This window comes from Dechloromonas aromatica RCB (genome assembly GCF_000012425.1).
In genome coordinates, this window is the sequence record NC_007298.1 from 755,879 (window position 1) to 773,736 (window position 17,858).

The 17,858-nt window shown below is 56.0% G+C and carries 20 protein-coding genes; 16 read left to right on the forward strand and 4 right to left on the reverse strand.

Annotated features, from left to right (window positions below; translation table 11 throughout):
- Positions 1 to 18: 18 nt before the first annotated feature.
- The 6 genes from DARO_RS03555 (at position 19) to DARO_RS03580 (ending at position 6,744) form a co-directional block, all read left to right on the forward strand.
- The gene (locus DARO_RS03555) at positions 19 to 1,581 is read left to right on the forward strand and encodes an ATP-binding protein (protein WP_041224188.1); all 1,563 of its coding nucleotides are present in this window, start codon (positions 19 to 21) and stop codon (positions 1,579 to 1,581) included.
- The gene (locus DARO_RS03560) at positions 1,574 to 2,182 is read left to right on the forward strand and encodes a response regulator (RefSeq protein WP_157037270.1); all 609 of its coding nucleotides are present in this window, start codon (positions 1,574 to 1,576) and stop codon (positions 2,180 to 2,182) included. Before DARO_RS03555 ends, DARO_RS03560 begins: the two co-directional genes overlap by 8 nt.
- Entirely contained in the window at positions 2,172 to 2,660 is a 489-nt protein-coding gene (locus DARO_RS03565) for a metalloregulator ArsR/SmtB family transcription factor (RefSeq protein ID WP_049758462.1), read from the forward strand. The genes DARO_RS03560 and DARO_RS03565 overlap by 11 nt, the downstream gene beginning before the upstream one ends.
- A gap of 70 nt (positions 2,661 to 2,730) precedes the next feature.
- Positions 2,731 to 3,900: a Na+/H+ antiporter NhaA gene (gene nhaA / locus DARO_RS03570; RefSeq protein ID WP_011286453.1), complete on the forward strand. Its 1,170-nt coding sequence runs from the start codon at positions 2,731 to 2,733 to the stop codon at positions 3,898 to 3,900.
- Positions 3,901 to 4,492: 592 nt separating this feature from the next.
- Positions 4,493 to 5,824 carry a group II intron reverse transcriptase/maturase gene (gene ltrA / locus DARO_RS03575; RefSeq protein WP_497462968.1) on the forward strand — a complete coding sequence of 444 codons (1,332 nt, stop codon included), beginning with the start codon at positions 4,493 to 4,495 and terminating at the stop codon, positions 5,822 to 5,824.
- Positions 5,825 to 6,336: 512 nt separating this feature from the next.
- Positions 6,337 to 6,744 (forward strand): hypothetical protein, encoded by a 408-nt coding sequence (locus DARO_RS03580; protein ID WP_041224189.1) that lies wholly within the window; start codon positions 6,337 to 6,339, stop codon positions 6,742 to 6,744.
- 211 nt (positions 6,745 to 6,955) lie between these two features.
- On the opposite strand, the gene DARO_RS03585 is transcribed toward DARO_RS03580, so the two are convergent.
- The 3 genes from DARO_RS03585 to DARO_RS03595 all read right to left on the reverse strand — a co-directional run bounded on the left by DARO_RS03585 (position 6,956) and on the right by DARO_RS03595 (position 8,428).
- Positions 6,956 to 7,270: a c-type cytochrome gene (locus DARO_RS03585; protein WP_011286457.1), complete on the reverse strand. Its 315-nt coding sequence runs from the start codon at positions 7,268 to 7,270 to the stop codon at positions 6,956 to 6,958.
- 125 nt (positions 7,271 to 7,395) lie between these two features.
- Positions 7,396 to 7,950: an OmpA family protein gene (locus tag DARO_RS03590; protein ID WP_011286458.1), complete on the reverse strand. Its 555-nt coding sequence runs from the start codon at positions 7,948 to 7,950 to the stop codon at positions 7,396 to 7,398.
- Complete coding sequence (locus DARO_RS03595) at positions 7,943 to 8,428, reverse strand: MarR family winged helix-turn-helix transcriptional regulator (protein ID WP_041224190.1); 486 nt, start codon at positions 8,426 to 8,428, stop codon at positions 7,943 to 7,945. Before DARO_RS03595 ends, DARO_RS03590 begins: the two co-directional genes overlap by 8 nt.
- A gap of 126 nt (positions 8,429 to 8,554) precedes the next feature.
- On the opposite strand from DARO_RS03595, the gene pal reads away from it, so the two are divergent.
- The 8 genes from pal (at position 8,555) to DARO_RS03635 (ending at position 14,789) form a co-directional block, all read left to right on the forward strand.
- Entirely contained in the window at positions 8,555 to 9,088 is a 534-nt protein-coding gene (gene pal / locus DARO_RS03600; protein WP_497463021.1) for a peptidoglycan-associated lipoprotein Pal, read from the forward strand.
- A 191-nt stretch (positions 9,089 to 9,279) separates the two neighbouring features.
- Positions 9,280 to 9,753 carry a hypothetical protein gene (locus tag DARO_RS03605; RefSeq protein WP_157037132.1) on the forward strand — a complete coding sequence of 158 codons (474 nt, stop codon included), beginning with the start codon at positions 9,280 to 9,282 and terminating at the stop codon, positions 9,751 to 9,753.
- The gene (locus DARO_RS03610) at positions 9,750 to 11,069 is read left to right on the forward strand and encodes a chloride channel protein (protein WP_011286462.1); all 1,320 of its coding nucleotides are present in this window, start codon (positions 9,750 to 9,752) and stop codon (positions 11,067 to 11,069) included. Before DARO_RS03605 ends, DARO_RS03610 begins: the two co-directional genes overlap by 4 nt.
- 112 nt (positions 11,070 to 11,181) lie before the next feature.
- Entirely contained in the window at positions 11,182 to 11,517 is a 336-nt protein-coding gene (locus tag DARO_RS03615) for a helix-turn-helix domain-containing protein (RefSeq protein ID WP_011286463.1), read from the forward strand.
- Positions 11,514 to 12,008 carry an arsenate reductase ArsC gene (locus DARO_RS03620; RefSeq protein WP_011286464.1) on the forward strand — a complete coding sequence of 165 codons (495 nt, stop codon included), beginning with the start codon at positions 11,514 to 11,516 and terminating at the stop codon, positions 12,006 to 12,008. The genes DARO_RS03615 and DARO_RS03620 overlap by 4 nt, the downstream gene beginning before the upstream one ends.
- Positions 12,005 to 13,072, forward strand: a complete 1,068-nt coding sequence (gene arsB, locus DARO_RS03625) for an ACR3 family arsenite efflux transporter (protein ID WP_011286465.1) — start codon at positions 12,005 to 12,007, stop codon at positions 13,070 to 13,072. The genes DARO_RS03620 and arsB overlap by 4 nt, the downstream gene beginning before the upstream one ends.
- 30 nt (positions 13,073 to 13,102) lie before the next feature.
- Positions 13,103 to 14,542 (forward strand): permease, encoded by a 1,440-nt coding sequence (locus DARO_RS03630; RefSeq protein WP_011286466.1) that lies wholly within the window; start codon positions 13,103 to 13,105, stop codon positions 14,540 to 14,542.
- Positions 14,543 to 14,555: 13 nt separating this feature from the next.
- Positions 14,556 to 14,789 (forward strand): thioredoxin family protein, encoded by a 234-nt coding sequence (locus tag DARO_RS03635; protein ID WP_011286467.1) that lies wholly within the window; start codon positions 14,556 to 14,558, stop codon positions 14,787 to 14,789.
- A gap of 30 nt (positions 14,790 to 14,819) precedes the next feature.
- Here DARO_RS03635 and DARO_RS03640 read toward each other — a convergent pair whose 3' ends face one another.
- On the reverse strand, positions 14,820 to 15,506 hold the full coding sequence (locus DARO_RS03640) for an EF-hand domain-containing protein (RefSeq protein WP_011286468.1): 687 nt from the start codon (positions 15,504 to 15,506) through the stop codon (positions 14,820 to 14,822).
- Between the two features lie 327 nt (positions 15,507 to 15,833).
- Between DARO_RS03640 and DARO_RS03645 the strand changes: the two genes are divergently transcribed.
- Both DARO_RS03645 and DARO_RS03650 read left to right on the forward strand, forming a co-directional pair.
- Positions 15,834 to 16,514 (forward strand): response regulator transcription factor, encoded by a 681-nt coding sequence (locus DARO_RS03645; RefSeq protein ID WP_011286469.1) that lies wholly within the window; start codon positions 15,834 to 15,836, stop codon positions 16,512 to 16,514.
- 208 nt (positions 16,515 to 16,722) lie between these two features.
- The gene (locus DARO_RS03650) at positions 16,723 to 17,661 is read left to right on the forward strand and encodes an ATP-binding protein (protein WP_198134095.1); all 939 of its coding nucleotides are present in this window, start codon (positions 16,723 to 16,725) and stop codon (positions 17,659 to 17,661) included.
- Positions 17,662 to 17,858: the final 197 nt, after the last annotated feature.

A 17,858-nucleotide genomic window follows, 5' to 3' on the forward strand; every position in this document is an offset into this window, starting at 1 on the left:
CGCAGATTGCTCAATCCCATGTTGCGCCTGACCCAGTTGCTCGCGTTTATAGCCGCATACATTGCGCTCGACTGGGCGAGCTATATCCATCCGCTTCTCGGGCTGAACATCACGCTATGGAACCCAGCACCTGCCTTGGGCTTGGCCTTGTGGATGCGCTTTGGGCGCATCACAGCGATTCCGTGGTTTGTTGCCATCATGGCTGGGGAGTTTTTCATCCGCGCCATGCCCGCCGCTTTTTTGATGACCGTCGTATTGTCAATGGTCTTGACGATTGGCTACGGCGCAATCGGTGAGTTTCTACGCAGACGACTTCGCCATGGCGAGGTATTTGGTGATCGCATTCACCTGACGACCTGGCTCAGCATTGTGGTCATCGGCACACTTATAAATAGTTTGAACTACATTTCCCTGCTGGCGCTGACGGGCCTTCTGCCCGCGGGGGATCGGATTGATGGGTTGATCCGATTCTGGGTCGGCGATTGCGTCGGGATCGTCGTCAGTATGCCCATGCTGTGGATGCTGTTAACCCACTCGGGCCAAGCTCGACTTCGCAGCGTCCTTTCAAGTTGGGAGACAGGTGGCTATACCGCGTTGGCGGTGGCCATGCTCTGGGTGACTTTTGGAAACGGTGCCTCTGCTGAATTTCAGTATTTCTACTTCCTCTTCCTGCCGGTTATCTGGGCGGCGGCTCGCCAAGGCCTATCGGGTGCCGCTACTTCGGCCTTCATTTTGCAGGCCGGCATTATCTTCGCTGTCGAGTGGTTGGATCTTGTCGCAGTCACCGTTCTGGAGTTCCAGATGCTGGGTGCCGTGCTGGCGCTGGTTGGCTTCTTCATCGGCGTAGTGGTCGATGAACAGCGTTTAGCCGTGGAAAAGCTCAAGCAGACATTGCACCTGGCAGCAGCTGGCGAGATGGCTGGCGCATTAGCTCATGAGCTAAATCAGCCGATGACTGCTCTGGCGGCATACGGGAATGCTTGCGAATACCTCCTGGAGCGCGGGGAAACTGGTGAAGTGCTACGCGACGCAATCCGGCGGATGGTTGCCGAATCCGGACGGGCGGCTGAGGTCGTTCGTCGGGTACGTGACTTTTTCCGGACCGGTGCAACACGACTTGAGTTGATCGACGTTGGCACGCTCATCTCCTCGGCGGCAAGCCGATTTGCCGACCGTGCTGTCAGCGAAGGGGTTCAACTTCGCCTTGAGGAAGCAGCAACCACCGTGCGGGTTGATCGCCTGCAAATCGAACTGGTTTTGCGTAACTTGCTGGCCAATGCTTTCGACGCAATTGCATTACGACCCGAGGGGCCGCGGCACATCAACGTGACCGTTGATGCTGAGACCGATGACACCGTTACCATCACGGTAAGCGATAGCGGTCATGGCCTCTCTGCAAGTGCAGTTGGCAGTCTGTTCGAGCCGTTCACCTCGTCGAAGTCGAGCGGCCTCGGATTGGGGCTCGTTATTAGTCGCGCATTGGTTGAGGCGCATGGTGGCCAGCTTTGGGCACAACCAGGCGACAGCGGGGTATTCCGGTTCTCGCTGCCCACTCATGAAAAAGGGACGAATGATGCCTAAACATGATCTGACCGTATTTATCGTTGATGACGACGCTTCCGTTCGCGATGCGCTTGCCCTTCTATTCAGTGTTCGCGGCTATCGAACAGCGATTTTTTCTGGGGCACCAGACTTCTTGAAGGCGTGGCAGGCAGATTGGACGGGGTGTCTACTGATCGACATTCGGATGCCTGTCATGGATGGGTTGTCGTTACAGGAACGGCTAATCGAGATGGGCTGCACCTTGCCCGTGGTTGTCATCACCGGTCATGGCGACGTCGAATCAGCACGGCGAGCATTCAAGTCGAACGCAATCGATTTTCTTGAAAAGCCGATTGATCACGACAAGATGCTTGAAGCTATCGAGCAGGCATTTAATTCGCAAAGTTTGATGCAAGATCGGAAGTCGGCGAGTGAAAAAGCGAACTATCTCCTGGGTCAGTTGACCCCGCGTGAGCAGGAGGTCATGAATCTCGTGGTCGGTGGTTATCACAACCGCGAAATTGCCGAAAAGCTCGGGATTAGTGTCCGCACGGTTGAGGTGCACAAGGCTCATGTGATGTCGAAACTGGACGTCGATAGCGTTGCAGACCTCGTGAGGTTGAGTATGCATGGAAGCTGATCGAGGTCTGGCAAGCCTTCTTTCCGAGCAGCAACAAGGTGACCTATTCACGAAAATGAACATTGCAATGCCGCACAAACCAGTATCTAACATTCAACGTATGCCAAACAAATTCGAGCGCTTGGGAGTAAGCACAATTAACTGCCTGGCGGATGTCTTCAGGCTGCTGGGGGAACCAAATCGGCTCCGTATTCTCTGTGCCATAGGAAGTGACTGTAAGTCTGTGTCTGAACTGATGAGTGAAACCGGCATTGGGCAGAGCAACACATCATTTCATCTTCGCTTTCTGCGAAATGCCGCATTGGTCAACGCCGAACCCAGGGGCAGGAACATGTATTACCGGGTACGGGACAAAGAACTGCTGAAACTCGTGAGTGAGCTTTCGCTCTGGATGAATAGGGCCTTACCCAATAACGTGAAAGCAGACGGTGAAATGCGCTCAAAATCGCTGCGCAAAAGGAAAGAAATCTCCATGTAAGAACGAGATGGTGTCCAGTTTCACGACTTCTTAAAAACCATCCAACGAGTGTTTCACAGCGAAGAAAACGATGGCCGATACTCAGACTAAACTTTCTAAAACCTTCAGCAATTTCTTCGCATCAGAGAAAACCAGCGGCATTTTGTTGATTCTCTGCACAATCCTGTCGCTTAGCATTGCCAATTCGCTTGCAGGTCCTGCTTATCAGGGCTTCTGGCATGCCATTGTTGCTGGTTTAAGCATTGAGCACTGGGTTAACGATGCGCTGATGGCTGTGTTCTTCCTGTTTGTCGGCTTGGAACTGGAGCGCGAACTGTACAACGGCGAGCTTTCAAATTTCAGGAATGCCTTGCTGCCAATCTTTGCCGCAATCGGCGGCATTGGGGTGCCAGCATTGATACATTACACACTGAACGTTGGCACGCCGACTCAAGCCGGAACTGGTATTCCGATGGCAACTGATATTGCCTTTGCGCTCGGCGTGCTGGCGCTGTTGGGGAGTCGGGTTCCCGCATCGCTGAAGGTGTTCTTGACTGCGCTCGCAGTGATGGACGACTTGGGTGCGATCATCGTGATCGCCATGTTCTATACCCAGCAGTTTTCCTTGGTCTATCTGCTAAGTGCGCTGGCGGTGTTCGGCCTACTGCTGGTGCTCAATCGAATATTCCGGGTGATGTCGCTGCTTCCCTACCTGCTTGGCGGCGCGTTGATGTGGTTTTTGATGCTCAAGTCCGGTGTTCATGCAACGATTGCCGGCGTACTGCTTGCGTTTGCCATTCCTTTTTCCGCCAAAGCCGATGATGAAAAATCCCCTTCTCATCGACTAGAGCACTTCCTGCACAAGCCGGTGGCGTTCATCATTTTGCCGATTTTTGCCTTGGCCAATACCGGGATCGTGATTGGCTCTGAATGGCAGCATGAACTGCTAACCCCCAATAGTTTGGGCATCATCGGTGGCTTGGTATTTGGGAAACCGCTTGGGATTGCCTTGTTGAGCTTCGTTACCGTGGCGATCGGGGTTTGTCGGCTTCCGGACGATCTGAAGTGGACTCACATCGTTGGCGCCGGCATCTTGGGAGGTATTGGTTTTACGATGTCCATTTTCATCACGAATCTTGCATTTACCAACAATGCGAGCATTATCAACGCGTCAAAAATGGCTATCTTGATGGCATCTGTTGCTGCGGGGGGGCTCGGCTTTCTTTGGCTGAGTTTTTTTCAGCAAAACGATAACCAATGAGCCTGTAAGGAGTTGAGGGCGACCATTGACTGCAATGGCGGCAATACTTTGTTAACAGCCGACTAGCAGATTGCGGCTAGAAGGTCCGCAACGGGCGTGCGCCGTGCAAAGGCGGCGCTTTTCCAGTGGGTGAAAGCCCCACCCGGCGAAATGCTCCAGCCGGAAGCAACCGGAGCAGTCATGGAGGTAACGAAATGGCTGAAGCCTTCGGATAGCGGGCCACAAATTCTGGTGGCAGCGCGAGTGTGCAGGCCGTAACGCGAGTGAACGCTGAATAAGCCTCGAAAAGGACGATGCACAGGCCGACCCAGCAGCCCTTCTGGGGAAGGCTGATACGACTGAAGGGATGAGCAAGGATGTACCGTCAGTCGCTGTGCCGGGGTATTGGCGACAGCATGTACACAAGGAAAGCGCACGCAACACGGGAAGCCCTATGGCGTGGTCAGGGATGGCCAACCGAACACCCGTGAGGGATGGTTCGGGCGTCATAGGGTGGCGGAGAGGTCCGTAGTACCGGGGAAGCCGGGTAATGCCGGTGGAGGGAAGGGGCCTTGGTTCATGACAGACGCACTACGTAGTGAGGACGTGGAGATTGGGCAACCTATCAACTCCGTTGCATGTTCAGAAACTGCAGATGGCGTTACACGCGAAAGCGAAGTCGGAATCTGGATATCGTTTCTACGCGCTGTACGACAAGATTTATCGCACGGATATTTTGGCGCATGCCTATGCCCAGTGCCGCTCCAATAAGGGCGCGCCGGGTGTGGATCGTCAGGATTTCGAGGATGTCGAGGCGTATGGTGTGCGGCGATGGCTGGAGGAACTGGCGCTTGCGCTCAAAGAGGAGAGCTACCGACCGGATCCAATTCGGAGAGTGTTTATCCCGAAAGCCAATGGCAAGTTAAGGCCTCTGGGCATTTCAACGCTGCATGATCGAGTGTGTATGACAGCAGCCATGCTGGTACTCGAACCTATCTTTGAAGCTGATCTTCCTGATGAACAGTATGCCTACCGGCCGGGCCGCAATGCCCAGCAGGCGGCAGAAGAAGTGAAGAACCGGCTCTACCTTGGACAAACGGACGTTGTCGATGCCGACCTGTCGGACTACTTCGGCAGCATTCCACATTCTGAACTGATGAAGTCGCTGGCGCGACGCATCGTGGATCGGCGTGTGCTACATCTTATCAAGATGTGGCTGGAGTGCGCGGTTGAGGAAACCGATCAGCGAGGACGGAAGAAACGGACGACCGAGGCCAAAGATCAGGGGCGAGGTATCCCGCAAGGCTCACCGATCTCGCCGCTGCTATCGAATTTGTATATGCGGCGGTTTGTGCTGGCGTGGAAGAAACTGGGGTTGGAGCGAAGCCTTGGCAGTCGCATCGTCACCTATGCCGACGACCTCGTGATCCTGTGCAAGTGTGGCAAGGCGGAAGAAGCCTTGCAATGGATGCGCACGATCATGGGGAAACTGAAGCTCACGGTGAACGAGGAAAAGACACGAATCTGTCAGGTACCGGCAGGGACGTTCGACTTTCTGGGTTACTCGTTTGGACGGCGATATGTGCCGCGCACAGGGAAGCCGCAGATCGCTCTGTGGCCGTCGAAGAAAAGCATTCGACGCATGGTGGAGAAAATCCATGACATGACTGAGCGGCAAACGGGTTGGCAAGAGACCACGGAGCTGGTGGGCAAGTTGAATCGGACGCTACGCGGCTGGGCGAACTACTTCAGTGTAGGGAACGTCAGTCGCGCCTATCGTGCGCTCGACAGTTACACGGCAACGCGGTTGCGTCGGTGGTTGCGCTACAAGTACAAGCTCAGACATTGCAAGGGCGGGAGCTATCCACTCTCGCACCTCTACGGGTACTTTGGTCTCGTACGTCTGGGCGCACGTGGGCGCAGCGAGGCGTGGGTGAAGGCGTGATGTCGTGTCCGAGAGCCGGATGCGGGAAATCTGCATGTCCGGTTCGATGAGGGGGATGTGAAAACGGGGTTACGGCAGAGTTACTTGGGCACCGCCAGACGAAAGGGGCGGACAACAGACATACCAAGCCTAATGCTACCGCGTCACATCTCTACTCTACACGCTCCGGCCGTGTCAATATTCAGAAAGCAGCCGTAGCCACGAAATGGCTCGTATCAGGCAGCACGACTGCCTCAAGACGGCTACAACCGGCCGTAGGAGCTTTGAAATATTGTGCTTTGCGAACGGCAACTCACTAATCAGACTCCCGCCATTCAGCACAGCCAGATGAGAGACAATTGCTCAGAGGTGAGCGCGAGTTTTGCCGATATGAGACCTTCAGTCAGCAATGCAACGGTTTGCGGATGAGCGCTAGCGCACATAGCGCAGTTGATGAATGCTCTAACCTCTCGCGGCATCTCCAGTTTTCCAACTGCCTGGCGAGATTAGGCAATCACCAAAGGTCAAAGATTATGGAACTTAATCCTGCGACATCTGCATCGAACTTAGGGCATGTTGATGCAACGGTTGCATCCGAAGAAGAATTAGAAAAGGGAAAAATTTTCTTGGATGCGTCTATCGCTGCAGAAAGGCTGACAAAGCGTGCAGAGACAACGGCGCTTGCTGTAATAGCCGCCGAAGCGATAGTACAAATGGCGCTATCTGCGGTGACGGTAGTGGCAGGCACCTTGGATAGATCGGCACAGGAAACCCTACTTGCGGCGAAGAAGGCTGCCGCGAAGACTCTTCAGGTAGCAAAGGAAGACGCGGAGGAGACGCTAGTTCTGGCAAGGGAGGTGGCTAAGGAGCTACTTGAAGAAGCCCGTAGAAAAAGTAAAGGGCATGCAGCCCCTACCCAAGGGCAGCTTGAAGATAGCTAACCTGCCTGTAGATATGCGATTTTTGTCAGGCCGCGATGGGCACGAAGCTGCCTAGGAGGTGAAACTCAATCAGCATGAGGCCGCAACCGGCCATACGCAGCCATTATCACCAAACATCTGGCCGGAATTTGGATTACCTGACATTAGTAAGGCAATAGCCAATGATGGGTCTGTATGGCCTCAGTTTAGGTAACCGAGGCCATAAACTCGATTACTTGCGCGACAGCACCCAGCCAACGAGACGCTTAGCTTCATCGTCGGTAATGTTGTTCGGCGGCATCGGAATTTCACCCCAAACTCCCTTGCCGCCAGCTTTAACCTTGGCGGCGAGCTTGTCGACAGCACCTTTATCCCCTTTGTACTTCGCCGCAACATCTTTATATGCGGGGCCTACGAGCTTCTTGTCTACTGCGTGGCAGGAAAGGCAGTTCTTTGATTTAGCCAGTGCTTCTTCGTCGGCTGCAAAGGCATCGCCGAGGTTTGCGGCAAACAAGATTGCAGCAGCTAAACAGAGTTTCTTCATCATCTTGCTCCTAGTGGTTGCGGTTAAAAGAGTGGAAATTGGTTACGAGATTAGCGATTCAGCGCACGCTTTTATAAACCCTATCGCTATATATCCTCTGCAATTGCTGGCCAAGCAATGAATTGCGCCTATTTTTTGTTGCGAATCACAAGATCGACCCGGCGAAACTTTTGCCTGCACTTGGAGGAACGGCAATTTGATAGGTTTTTTTCGCTTCCAAGCGCTTGAACTCTAATCTGTTCCCCATGTACGCCGCGCTTACGGAGAAACGCGGCGACCGTTGCTAATCTATTGTCAGATACAGCCAGATTAAACGAACTGCTTCCGTTGTCGTTTGCATAACCAACAAGTAATACGTGTAGAGTTCTATCGGCTATCAGTCGCTCGGCAATGATTTCGAGTTTTTGTGTGCCGCTATGACTAAGAGCCGCAGAGCCAAGCGTGAAAAACACGGCATTTTCCTCTGCGATGACAGGGGCCTCTTCAGTCTCATCGCGATGCATTTCTATCCGAGCCCCGGTGCTTCGAGGTAATGGGGCCTGGTGGCCATTTTGAACTACTGACGCCAGCGGTTCTTCTTGTTTTGGAAGTTCAGACAGCCCAATTTCAGTCGAGCACCCTCCCAAAAAAAGCGTCAGAATGATTGCGACAAGTGTTACTGAGTGCTGACCATACTTAGTCATTAACCATCTCCGCCAAGGGCGTCGAAGCAAATACATCGTTTCGGCTCGGCATGAACTTCAGCAGTTCATTTAAATTTATTTCCAATGTTTTTAGGCTGACCGTAGGAATGCTCGCGAGCGCATGCGGGAGAACCCCCTCGGCTGGGCCGGGCAGTCTATCCATGGCGGAACGCCCTTCTTGGGTCATGCACAATCCCACTCGCCGCAGGTCGGTTGAGCACTTTTGCTTCAACAGGAAGCCTTGGCTTACCAGCTTCTCGACCAGGTTGCTGCAAGTGGATTGGTGAATCCCCATTCTTTTGGCGAGCTCAGTCACGCCAATCTCTGGGGTGCGAGCAACTTCTTGCAAAATCCACATCTGGGAGCCTGGAAGCCCGCATCGATCTTCCATGTCACGAAAGTATTGCCGCATGCTTCCGTAGATGACGCGGAACTGCTGCAAAACACTCATCTGCAATTCTTGGGCACGAGAGTCCATGGATAACCATTGCAAAACATTGGGTCGCAAATTATATTCGTGAACAATGTAGTTTCAAAAACATAAAACGTGTCGAGAGGCAGAGGAGACGCGAGGCGCGAGTCTGTTGCTCGTGACCTTTTCTATTTGTTTTCAGAAGGAAGCATTGTGAATTTTCGTTTGATGGGTATTGCAGGTTTGTTGGCCATTGGATTGGTTGGTTGCGCATCCTCCCCTAAAGAGGAGGCAGTAGCCACTGTTGCTGTTGCGCCCAAGGCAGCAACGGCCAGCGCGCCATCCGCCGCAGAACTAGAGGCTCGCCAGCTCAAAGAGGCAGCCGAGAAATTGGCTGGCAAGAGCATTTATTTCGATTACGACAACTTCACCATCAAGACGGAATACAACGCACTGCTCCAGCAACAGGCCGAACTGCTGAAGCGTTACCCCAAGCTGGGTGTCAGCCTTGAGGGCAACACAGATGAACGCGGTAGCAGTGAATACAACCTGTCACTGGGCCAAAAGCGTGCAGAAGCTGTGCGTAAAGCTTTGACGATTCTGGGTGTGCCCGAAGCAAAAGTTGAGGCAGTCAGTTTTGGCAAGGAAAAGCCGAAGGCAGACTGCCCGGAAGAGAAGTGCTGGAGCCAGAACCGTCGCGTCGATTTTTCTGGCAAGACGCAATAAATTCGACGAGAAGCTTGAGCGACTCTTTGGGCGACCTTCGGGCCGCCCCATTTTTTCAGTAAATCCAAGTTACCGTGACGTTTCGCCACACATCGCTGCATGCACTTCAATACCTATTGCGACTCTTCTGCTTACTCGGGATGCTAGCGGTCCTGACCGCCTGTCAAGAGGAGGAATATCGCGGAGTTTTAGTGGCGAAGTTCGTTGATGGTTCTGTGCACTTCCTCAAGCGTATCGCCATTTCAAGCATCGAAGGTCCTGCTTTAAGTCTTTCCTTGGTGAGCAAGAAAAAGCGTTGCGAACTGATTGCTCCGGTACCAGCCGGGGCCCTCTCAGGCATAACTGACTGCAAGGAAATTTCAGGCATTGCCGTGCTGCGTTGCGATGGAGAAATCGAGCGCCAAACTCGCTGGCAAATGACCTCGTGTCATAGCGGATTTGGGCGCAGCATTGCGGGAACTGAACCAGCGTTCTTGTTTGGTTTTAGCGGAAACTCCTACACGGCACAGAATCAGCTCGAACTGGCCAAGGAAGCAAACTTCGAATTGCCCGTAAACGCCTGCCCTGATGGCATCAAGTCTAGCTCCCCTGAAGAGTGTAGTACCGGCAGCGCATCGCTACTCCCATGGCTCTTGGGGCAACCAGAGGAGCCGAGGTCGCCATGAAAATGACGCGTGTTCCGCTTGCCTCTATTCTCAGTAGCGCCCGGTGGCGAACCAGGCTGACCCTTTGGATTGCAGCTGTCGCAGCAGGGCTTGTGGTGGTTGGGTTTGCCAAATTGGCGGAACTGGCACTTGACTTGTTTTTTGGTCTTTATGCTCGCTTTGCCTGGCTGCCATTCTTGTTGGCGCCAGCTATCGGCATGCTCTCGGTGTGGTGCACCTTACGTATCTTTCCGGGAGCACAAGGTAGTGGCATTCCCCAGGTCATTGCTGCCCGCCGACTGGCAGCGGGTGGGCATGCGGTGCATGGACTCGTGTCCTTACGATTGGCCGTGGGCAAGGTTCTGGTTGGAGCATTGGCTTTGCTGGGTGGCTTTTCGTCGGGACGCGAAGGGCCGTCTGTTCAAATTGCCGCATCCATCCTTCATGCGGCCCATCGCTGGCTTCCCTGCTCTCGGGCTGTCAGGGCCTCCGACCTGATTCTGGCTGGCGGCGCAGCAGGGATTGCTGCCGCGTTCAATACGCCTTTGGCGGGCATCGTCTTCGCTATCGAGGAGCTTGGGCGACGACTGGAAGTGAGAACCAGTGGCGTGCTGTTGAGCACGATTATTTTCTCGGGCATGGTTTCCGTCGCACTTCTTGGTAATTACAACTATTTTGGCAACATCAAGGTTGCGCCGCAGAGCATTGCGCTTGCTGTCCCCGTTCTACTTGGCGGGGTTGCCTGCGGCCTGTTGGGCGGGCTGTTCAGTTATCTGATGCAACTCCCTCAGAACCGGCCAAGCATGGCAGCCTGGATTTGGCGGAGCAAACACCCCATTGCGTTTGCGGGTATCTGCGGGTTGCTCGTCGCATTCATCGGTTGGGCTGGCGGCGGACTGTCTTTCGGTAGCGGGTACACAATTACGTCGCAAGCAGTATCGGGGGAAATCACTCTCCCTTGGCACGCTCCGATTACGCGTTATTTGGCGACCCTTGTCAGCTATTACTCGGGTATTCCCGGCGGGATTTTTGCCCCTTCACTAGCAGTGGGTGGTGCACTGGGGAGCGTCGCCAGCGGCTTCTTTGGAAATATTGGCCATGGTGCCCTGATGGCGATTTTCATGGCTGGATTTCTCGCGGCCGTGACGCAATCCCCCCTCACATCTGCCATCATTGTTATGGAAATGATAGATGGCCATGAAATGGTGATTGCCCTGATTGCCGTGGCTTTTCTGGCGAAAATTGTAAGCGCCCGGCTAAGTCCTGAGCTCTACCAACAATTGGCCATCAGCTGGCTTGGACGTCAGAAAACAGCTGTAAAGCAGTCAGTGGATTGAAGACTCTCCAACGACAGCATAGTGGCTGCGAAGCTGCCGTTCGACAGGGTTGCTCAAGATGTCGATCCAATTTTCCGCTGTACAGATTCCATATTTCAATTATTATTGAAATATGGAATCGAACCTTGCTGTCGCCGCGCTTGGTGCGCTGGCGCATGAAACCCGTCTGGAAAGCTTCCGCTTGCTGGTGCGAGCCGGGGGCGGGGGCTTGTCTGTCGGGCGCATTGCCGAGGGACTGGGCGTTGAGGCGAATGGCCGCCTGACTTTTCACTTGAAGGAACTGGTTGCGGCCGGTTTGGCCGCCTCGCGGCAGGAGGGGCGGTTTGTTTTTTATTCGACCGACTATGTGGCAATGAACGAGTTGCTGCGCTACCTGACCGAAGATTGCTGCGGCGGTCTGGGTTGTGGCGAGGTCGTCGAGTCCTGCAATCCGGAGAAGTGCGCATGAAAACCTTCAATGTGCTGGTTTTGTGCACCGGCAATTCTGCCCGTTCGATTCTTGGCGAGGCGCTGTTCAATCATCTGGGTCAGGGGCGGATTCGCGCCTTTTCGGCCGGTAGCCAGCCAAGCGGCAAGGTCAATCCGGTCGCGCTGGAAACGCTGGAAAGGCACGGCGTGCCGCCACCTGAAGCCCGCAGCAAATCTTGGGACGAGTTTGCTATGCCCGGTGCGCCCGCGCTGGACTTCATCTTCACGGTCTGCGCCAGTGCGGCCGGTGAGGCTTGCCCGATCTGGCCGGGACACCCGGCGACGGCCCACTGGGGAGTCGCCGATCCAGCCCACGTCGAACCGCTGGCGGCGCGCCGGGCGGCTTTTGAAACGGCCTATGGTGAACTGGAAAAGCGGATCGCCGCTTTTTTGCAGTTGCCGCTCGAAACCATGTCGACCGCAGCAATCATCGAAGCGGCCCGGACCATTCACGCGGAGGGCGCGGTATGAGTGCGCAATGCGAAGTGACGATGAAACGGGCGGAAGGGCTGTCGATGAGTGGGTTTGAGCGTTACCTGACGATCTGGGTATTCCTGTGCATCGTGACCGGCATCGTGTTTGGCCAGGTGTTCCCCGGGTTTTTTCAGGCAGTGGGCGGCATGGAGGTGGCACGTGTCAATCTGCCCGTTGGCCTGCTGATCTGGGTGATGATCATTCCGATGCTGGTCAAGGTGGATTTCGGCGCGCTGAGCGAAATGAAGCAGCACGCCAGGGGTATTGGCGTCACGCTGTTCGTCAATTGGCTGGTCAAACCGTTCTCGATGGCTTTTCTCGGCTGGCTGTTTGTACGCCAGCTGTTTGCTGCCTATCTGCCGGCCGATCAGCTCGATAGTTACATTGCCGGTCTGATCCTGCTCGCTGCCGCGCCGTGCACGGCGATGGTCTTCGTCTGGAGCCGGCTGTCGAATGGTGATCCGCTGTTCACGCTGTCGCAGGTGGCGGTCAACGACACGATCATGGTTTTTGCCTTTGCCCCCATCGTCGCCTTCCTGCTCGGCATCTCGGCTATCACCGTGCCGTGGGAAACGCTGCTTACCTCGGTCGTGCTCTACATTGTCATTCCAGTTGCGCTGGCTCAGTTCTGGCGCAGGTCGTTGTTGGCTCGAGGCCAGGCCGTCTTCGATGCGGCAATGGCGAAAATCGGTCCGTGGTCGATCTGCGCGCTATTGCTGACCTTGGTCTTGCTGTTTGCCTTCCAGGGCGAGGCGATCCTGCGTCAACCACTGGTCATCGCGCTACTCGCCGTGCCCATCCTGATTCAGGTCTTCTTCAACTCGGCGCTGGCCTACTGGCTGAATCGGGCGGTTGGCGAAAAGCACAACATCGCGTGCCCATCGGCGCTGATCGGTGCTTCCAATTTCTTTGAGCTGGCGGTGGCTGCGGCGATCAGCCTGTTCGGTTTCGAATCCGGTGCAGCCTTGGCGACGGTGGTCGGCGTGCTGATTGAAGTGCCGGTCATGTTGCTGGTCGTGCGCGTGGTCAATGCCAGCAAGGGGTGGTACGAGGCAAAATAATCGCTGGCCCATGCCAGCCGGGAAGAGATCATGAACATCATCATCGAAGCGCTGCAGGGGGGATTGGGTGGGCTGGCCTCGTATCTGGCGGCTCACGTGCTGCTCTGTCTGGTCCCCGCGTTTTTCATTGCCGGCGCCCTGTCGGCGCTGGTGCCGCAGCAGTCGATCATCCGCTTCCTTGGACCGGATGCCTCGAAGTGGGTGTCCTACCCAGCGGCGGCCGGGGCGGGCAGCTTGCTTGCCGTCTGTTCCTGCACCATCCAGCCCTTGTTCGCCGGCATCTACAAGAAGGGCGCCGGGTTGGGGCCTGCCATCACTTTCCTGTTCTTCGCGCCGGCCGCCAACATTCTTGCCTTGTCCTATACCGGCGTCGCCTTGGGCGCCGACTTCGCCATTGCCCGCATCGTGCTGGCTCTGTCGTTCGGCATCGGGATCGGCATGATCATGGCCATCATTTTCCGGCGCGGCGAAGAAGCCAGGCTGGCGCAGAGTGAGGCTTTCAGCGCCGGCGAGGGCATTTCGAGAAAGGCGCTGGTTTTCCTGCTGGCACTGGTTGCCCTGCTGATCGCCGGTACCCTGAAGCTCGATTTCCTGAAAGCCGTGTTGTTCAGCATCGAGTTACCAATCCACGGTGCTACCGGGCTGCAGTCGCTGCTGGATATGCTGGTGCCGGTCGATGAAGCGGTTGGCGCCGAAGGCCTGAGTGTGCAGGGGCTGTTCCTGATCGCCTTGCTGACCCTGATCGGTGCGGCGGCCTGGCGCGGCCTGGGGCAGGTCGATAACGGCTTCAATCGCCTGACGCCGGTGGCGCTGGGGCTGACCGCGCTGACGCTGGTCGTCGCAGCGCTTGGCGTCCGGGTTTCGGAGAGTGGCTTGTTGTTGACGGTGAGTGTGCGAACCGCCGCGGTAGCTGCACTGTGTGCCTTTCTGGTGCCGCTGGCCAGGCGTTTCGATCCCTGGGATGTACAGCAATGGTTGTGGGAAACCTGGCGTTTCGTGAAGCAGATATTTCCGCTGCTGGTCGTCGGTGTTTTTCTGGTTGGTGTCATCCGCATCTTCATCCGGCCGGAATGGATACAGGCCGTGGCCGGTAGCAACACCGTTCTGGCCAATCTGGCGGGTGTCGTCTTCGGTGTCTTCATGTACTTCCCGACCCTGGTCGAGGTGCCGATCGCCAAGATGTTCCTGTCGCTCGGCATGCATCCGGGGCCGCTGATCGCCTACCTGATGGCCGACCCGGAGCTTTCCCTGCAGAGTATCCTGATCACCAGCGCCATCATCGGCAAGCTCAAGGCTTGGACTTACGTCGGCTTCGTCGCCCTGTTCTCGATGCTGGCCGGCCTGACCTACGGCGCCTGGGTCGATGGCTCCTCGCTCTGGCTGCTGGCAATGCTGGTCGGCGGTTTTGTTGCCCTGTTGCTGGGTGCCTTGCATTTAGTGGACCGGACCTCTCGCGCCCGGACCGTTTGAAAGGGAAATCATCATGTTGATCAAGATACTCGGTTCCGGTTGTGCCAAATGCAACCGTCTGGAGCAACTGACCCGCGAAGTGCTTACCGAACAAGGCCTGAACGCCACTTTCGAGCATGTGACGGCGATGGACGAAATCATGGCCTACCCGATCATGACCACACCCGCCCTGGTGGTGGACGAGGTGGTCAAGGTCTCCGGCCGGATTCCGAGCAAGGATGAAATCGCCGCCTGGCTCAAAGCGTAGCAAGGGCCGTGGCCGGCCCTTGCGCACCGGTCAGGCCGAGACGGAAAGCAGGCTGCTCAGTGACGAATTGCTCGTGTTGTCGCTGGCGGCGCCGTAGGCGTGCATCAGTTGCATGATCTTCTTCATCACCTGAGCTTCGGTGTTTGTATTGGTGTTGCTGGCGCTACTACTGCTTGCCGTGCTCGCTGTGGCGCTGTCGGCACTCGACGTGCTGTCCGACAAGCTGCTGTTCAAAGCCTGGGCTTCGGCAAATGAGACCTTGCCATCACCATTGGTATCTGCCGCGTCAAAATTCTGGACAGCGTTGGAGATAAAGCTGGAACGCTTGCTGTCCGAGCTGCCGATGTCCTCCAATTGGCTGGTCAGCTCATCCTTGGTGAAGCCTTGGTCATTCTGAGGGGGCGGCGGGGGCGGCATGCCACTCATTCCCTGAGGGCTTTGCCCTCCCTGTCCTTGCATTCGCATCTGGTTGAACTGGTTGTCCAGTTCTTCCTGGAGTTTCGACAGGGTCGTCGAAAACTCGCTTTCAGTGACCTTGCCATCACTGTCGCTATCCAGCGCTGCGAACACGTCATCGGCGCTGGATGTATTGCTATCCGAGCCGATTTTGCTGAAGGCAGAAACGATGTCGCTCTTCTCCAGATAGCCCTGGCTCTTGGTATCGAGCTTGGCAAATAGCTGGCTGATCGATGTTGAACTACTCAGGTTGCTGACCATGATTACCTCCGATTGTTTGGCCAAAAATAGGTAGCCCAGGCTGGGCTGTATTCACTTGAGCAAGTTATCGGCCAAAATCGGTAAAAATTGGTGGTGTTTTGCGTTAATCAGGGTAAATTTGCGTTAAGAAAATGGGGTTCCGGCCTTTGTCTGTCAAAAAACCGGCCTTTTGCCGGCGAAAGTTGGCAGTTTTTTGCTGGTGGCAATATTTGCCGCCTGCTTAATGTTGCCGCTTACCCGTAAAAATCTGTAAAGCCAGCGCGCTTCGACTGGTTTAGCCAGAGGGGCTTGGCTATGATCAGCCTTTGCCGATCAAGCGTGTGAGTTATGCCCCATATTTTGCTGGTGGATGATGATGTCGAGCTTTCGGGCATGTTGCGCGACTACCTGAATCAGGATGGCTTCGAGGCAACAGCCGTTCATGACGGAGAGAGTGGGGTCGTCGAGGCGCTCTCCGGGCACTACGCGATCGTCGCGCTTGACGTGATGATGCCCGGGATCAGCGGCATTGAGGTGTTGCGTCGCATTCGGGCCGTCAGCAATGTTCCGGTGTTGATGTTGACGGCCAAGGGCGATGACATGGACCGGATCGTTGGTCTGGAGCTTGGTGCCGATGACTACGTGCCAAAACCCTGCCAACCCCGCGAACTGGCGGCAAGGTTGCGGGCCATCCTGCGGCGAACCACGCTTGTCGAGGCAGCCAGTGGGCCGATTGTTGCCGGGCCGCTGACGGTCTATCCGGAGCAGCGCCGTGTCGAGTGGGGCGGGGCTCCGGTCGACATGACCAGTACCGAATTCAATCTCGTCGAGGTGCTGGCCCGCAATGCCGGGCGCCCGGTCAGCAAGGGGCTACTCTGCGAACAGGCGCTGGGGCGGCCTTTGGCTCGCTTCGATCGCAGCATCGACGTGCATTTGTCGAGTATTCGTCACAAGCTTGGCAATTTGCCGGATGGTCGCTCGTGCATCCAGACGGTGTATCGGCAGGGCTATCAGCTAATCAAGGAATAGCGTGGGGCGCCTGTTCTGGAAGTTGTTCCTCTTTATCTGGCTCGGGCAAATGGCTGCTGTCATTGGAACGGGGGCCTTGTTCTGGGTAGAGCGAAATGCTCATCCGGCCCATATGGAGGGCGGAGGAGGGCATCCGCCGCCACCGTTTTCTGAAAAATTTGAACACCATGCTCCACCTGCGGATTCTCTCGACAGGCCAAGCGACAGCATGGGGCGCCCACCGGCGCGGCATGAGCCACCCGGAATCCGCTTCCCGATTGCTCCCATCTTGGCCGGCCTGCTGGCTAGCGTGCTCTGTGCGGCCGGGCTGGCCTGGTATTTTGCCATGCCGATCCGCCAGCTTCGTCAGGGCTTTGATGCGGCGGCCAATGGCGAACTGGATGTACGCGTTGGCCCCGGGATGGGCCAGCGGCGCGACGAGCTGGCTGATCTCGGGCGCGATTTCGATCGTATGACCGAACGCCTGCAATCCGTCGTCGAGGGGCAAAAGCGCCTGCTGCATGATGTATCGCACGAAATGCGCTCGCCACTGGCCCGTTTGCAGGCTGCCGTTGGTCTGGCCCGACAGCAGCCCGAGCGGATGGAGGATTTTCTGGCGCGTGTTGAGCGCGAAAGCGAACGGATGAATCGGCTCGTCGGTGAATTGCTGACCCTGTCACGGCTGGAGGCCGGTAGTGCCGGTGCGCTCAGTCCCGTCGACATGGAGGAGCTTCTGGCGCAGTTGGTTGAGGATGCGCGCTTTGAAGGCGCCGCACGGCAAGTTGTGATCGATTATGTACCGGGGAAAATGGCCGAGGTTCTGGCCGATACCGAGCTGCTGCATCGAGCCATCGAGAACGTTGTCCGCAACGCCCTGCGCTTCTCTCCACCGGGTGGCGTCGTTCGCATAGAGGCCGAGACGCAGAATGACGGTGTATTTCATATCCGCGTCCTTGATCAGGGGCCGGGTGTCGCTGAGGCTGACCTTGAGGCTATTTTCACCCCGTTCTATCGCGGAGCGGCGCCGCGAGATGACGATGGCTATGGTTTGGGCTTGGCCATCGCCCGCCGGGTGGTGCAGGTGGGCAATGGCACGATCAGGGCGAGCAACGTAACGGGGGCTGGTCTGTTGGTTAGCATCGAACTACCAATTGTCATTTTTTTGTGAAGAAGGCTGGCTTTCTCCCCGTTAGCTCATTGCCGGCCAGGAAATGCTCTTTCCGGGTGGTAAATCAATATACAGCGGGCTGAAAACACCCGGGTCAAGTTACGTCAACGGAAGAAATCCCGCTTTTTTGCGCGGCTTCGTGATGTATTTATCCCTTTGATTTACGAACTATTACAATCAGATAGCCCTCGCTACCT

What these genes read in the sequence shown, in the direction of transcription:
- DARO_RS03595 (WP_041224190.1), bottom strand. Translation starts at nt 8,428, where the DNA reads ATGGACTCTCGTGCCCAAGAATTGCAGATGAGTGTTTTGCAGCAGTTC.
- DARO_RS03560 (WP_157037270.1), top strand. Translation starts at nt 1,574, where the DNA reads ATGCCTAAACATGATCTGACCGTATTTATCGTTGATGACGACGCTTCC.
- DARO_RS03650 (WP_198134095.1), top strand. Translation starts at nt 16,723, where the DNA reads ATGGGGCGCCCACCGGCGCGGCATGAGCCACCCGGAATCCGCTTCCCG.
- DARO_RS03630 (WP_011286466.1), top strand. Translation starts at nt 13,103, where the DNA reads ATGAACATCATCATCGAAGCGCTGCAGGGGGGATTGGGTGGGCTGGCC.
- arsB (WP_011286465.1), top strand. Translation starts at nt 12,005, where the DNA reads ATGAGTGCGCAATGCGAAGTGACGATGAAACGGGCGGAAGGGCTGTCG.
- DARO_RS03585 (WP_011286457.1), bottom strand. Translation starts at nt 7,270, where the DNA reads ATGATGAAGAAACTCTGTTTAGCTGCTGCAATCTTGTTTGCCGCAAAC.
- DARO_RS03555 (WP_041224188.1), top strand. Translation starts at nt 19, where the DNA reads ATGTTGCGCCTGACCCAGTTGCTCGCGTTTATAGCCGCATACATTGCG.
- DARO_RS03615 (WP_011286463.1), top strand. Translation starts at nt 11,182, where the DNA reads ATGGAATCGAACCTTGCTGTCGCCGCGCTTGGTGCGCTGGCGCATGAA.
- DARO_RS03610 (WP_011286462.1), top strand. Translation starts at nt 9,750, where the DNA reads ATGAAAATGACGCGTGTTCCGCTTGCCTCTATTCTCAGTAGCGCCCGG.
- DARO_RS03645 (WP_011286469.1), top strand. Translation starts at nt 15,834, where the DNA reads ATGCCCCATATTTTGCTGGTGGATGATGATGTCGAGCTTTCGGGCATG.
- DARO_RS03565 (WP_049758462.1), top strand. Translation starts at nt 2,172, where the DNA reads ATGGAAGCTGATCGAGGTCTGGCAAGCCTTCTTTCCGAGCAGCAACAA.
- nhaA (WP_011286453.1), top strand. Translation starts at nt 2,731, where the DNA reads ATGGCCGATACTCAGACTAAACTTTCTAAAACCTTCAGCAATTTCTTC.
- DARO_RS03580 (WP_041224189.1), top strand. Translation starts at nt 6,337, where the DNA reads ATGGAACTTAATCCTGCGACATCTGCATCGAACTTAGGGCATGTTGAT.
- DARO_RS03635 (WP_011286467.1), top strand. Translation starts at nt 14,556, where the DNA reads ATGTTGATCAAGATACTCGGTTCCGGTTGTGCCAAATGCAACCGTCTG.
- DARO_RS03640 (WP_011286468.1), bottom strand. Translation starts at nt 15,506, where the DNA reads ATGGTCAGCAACCTGAGTAGTTCAACATCGATCAGCCAGCTATTTGCC.
- DARO_RS03620 (WP_011286464.1), top strand. Translation starts at nt 11,514, where the DNA reads ATGAAAACCTTCAATGTGCTGGTTTTGTGCACCGGCAATTCTGCCCGT.
- DARO_RS03590 (WP_011286458.1), bottom strand. Translation starts at nt 7,950, where the DNA reads ATGACTAAGTATGGTCAGCACTCAGTAACACTTGTCGCAATCATTCTG.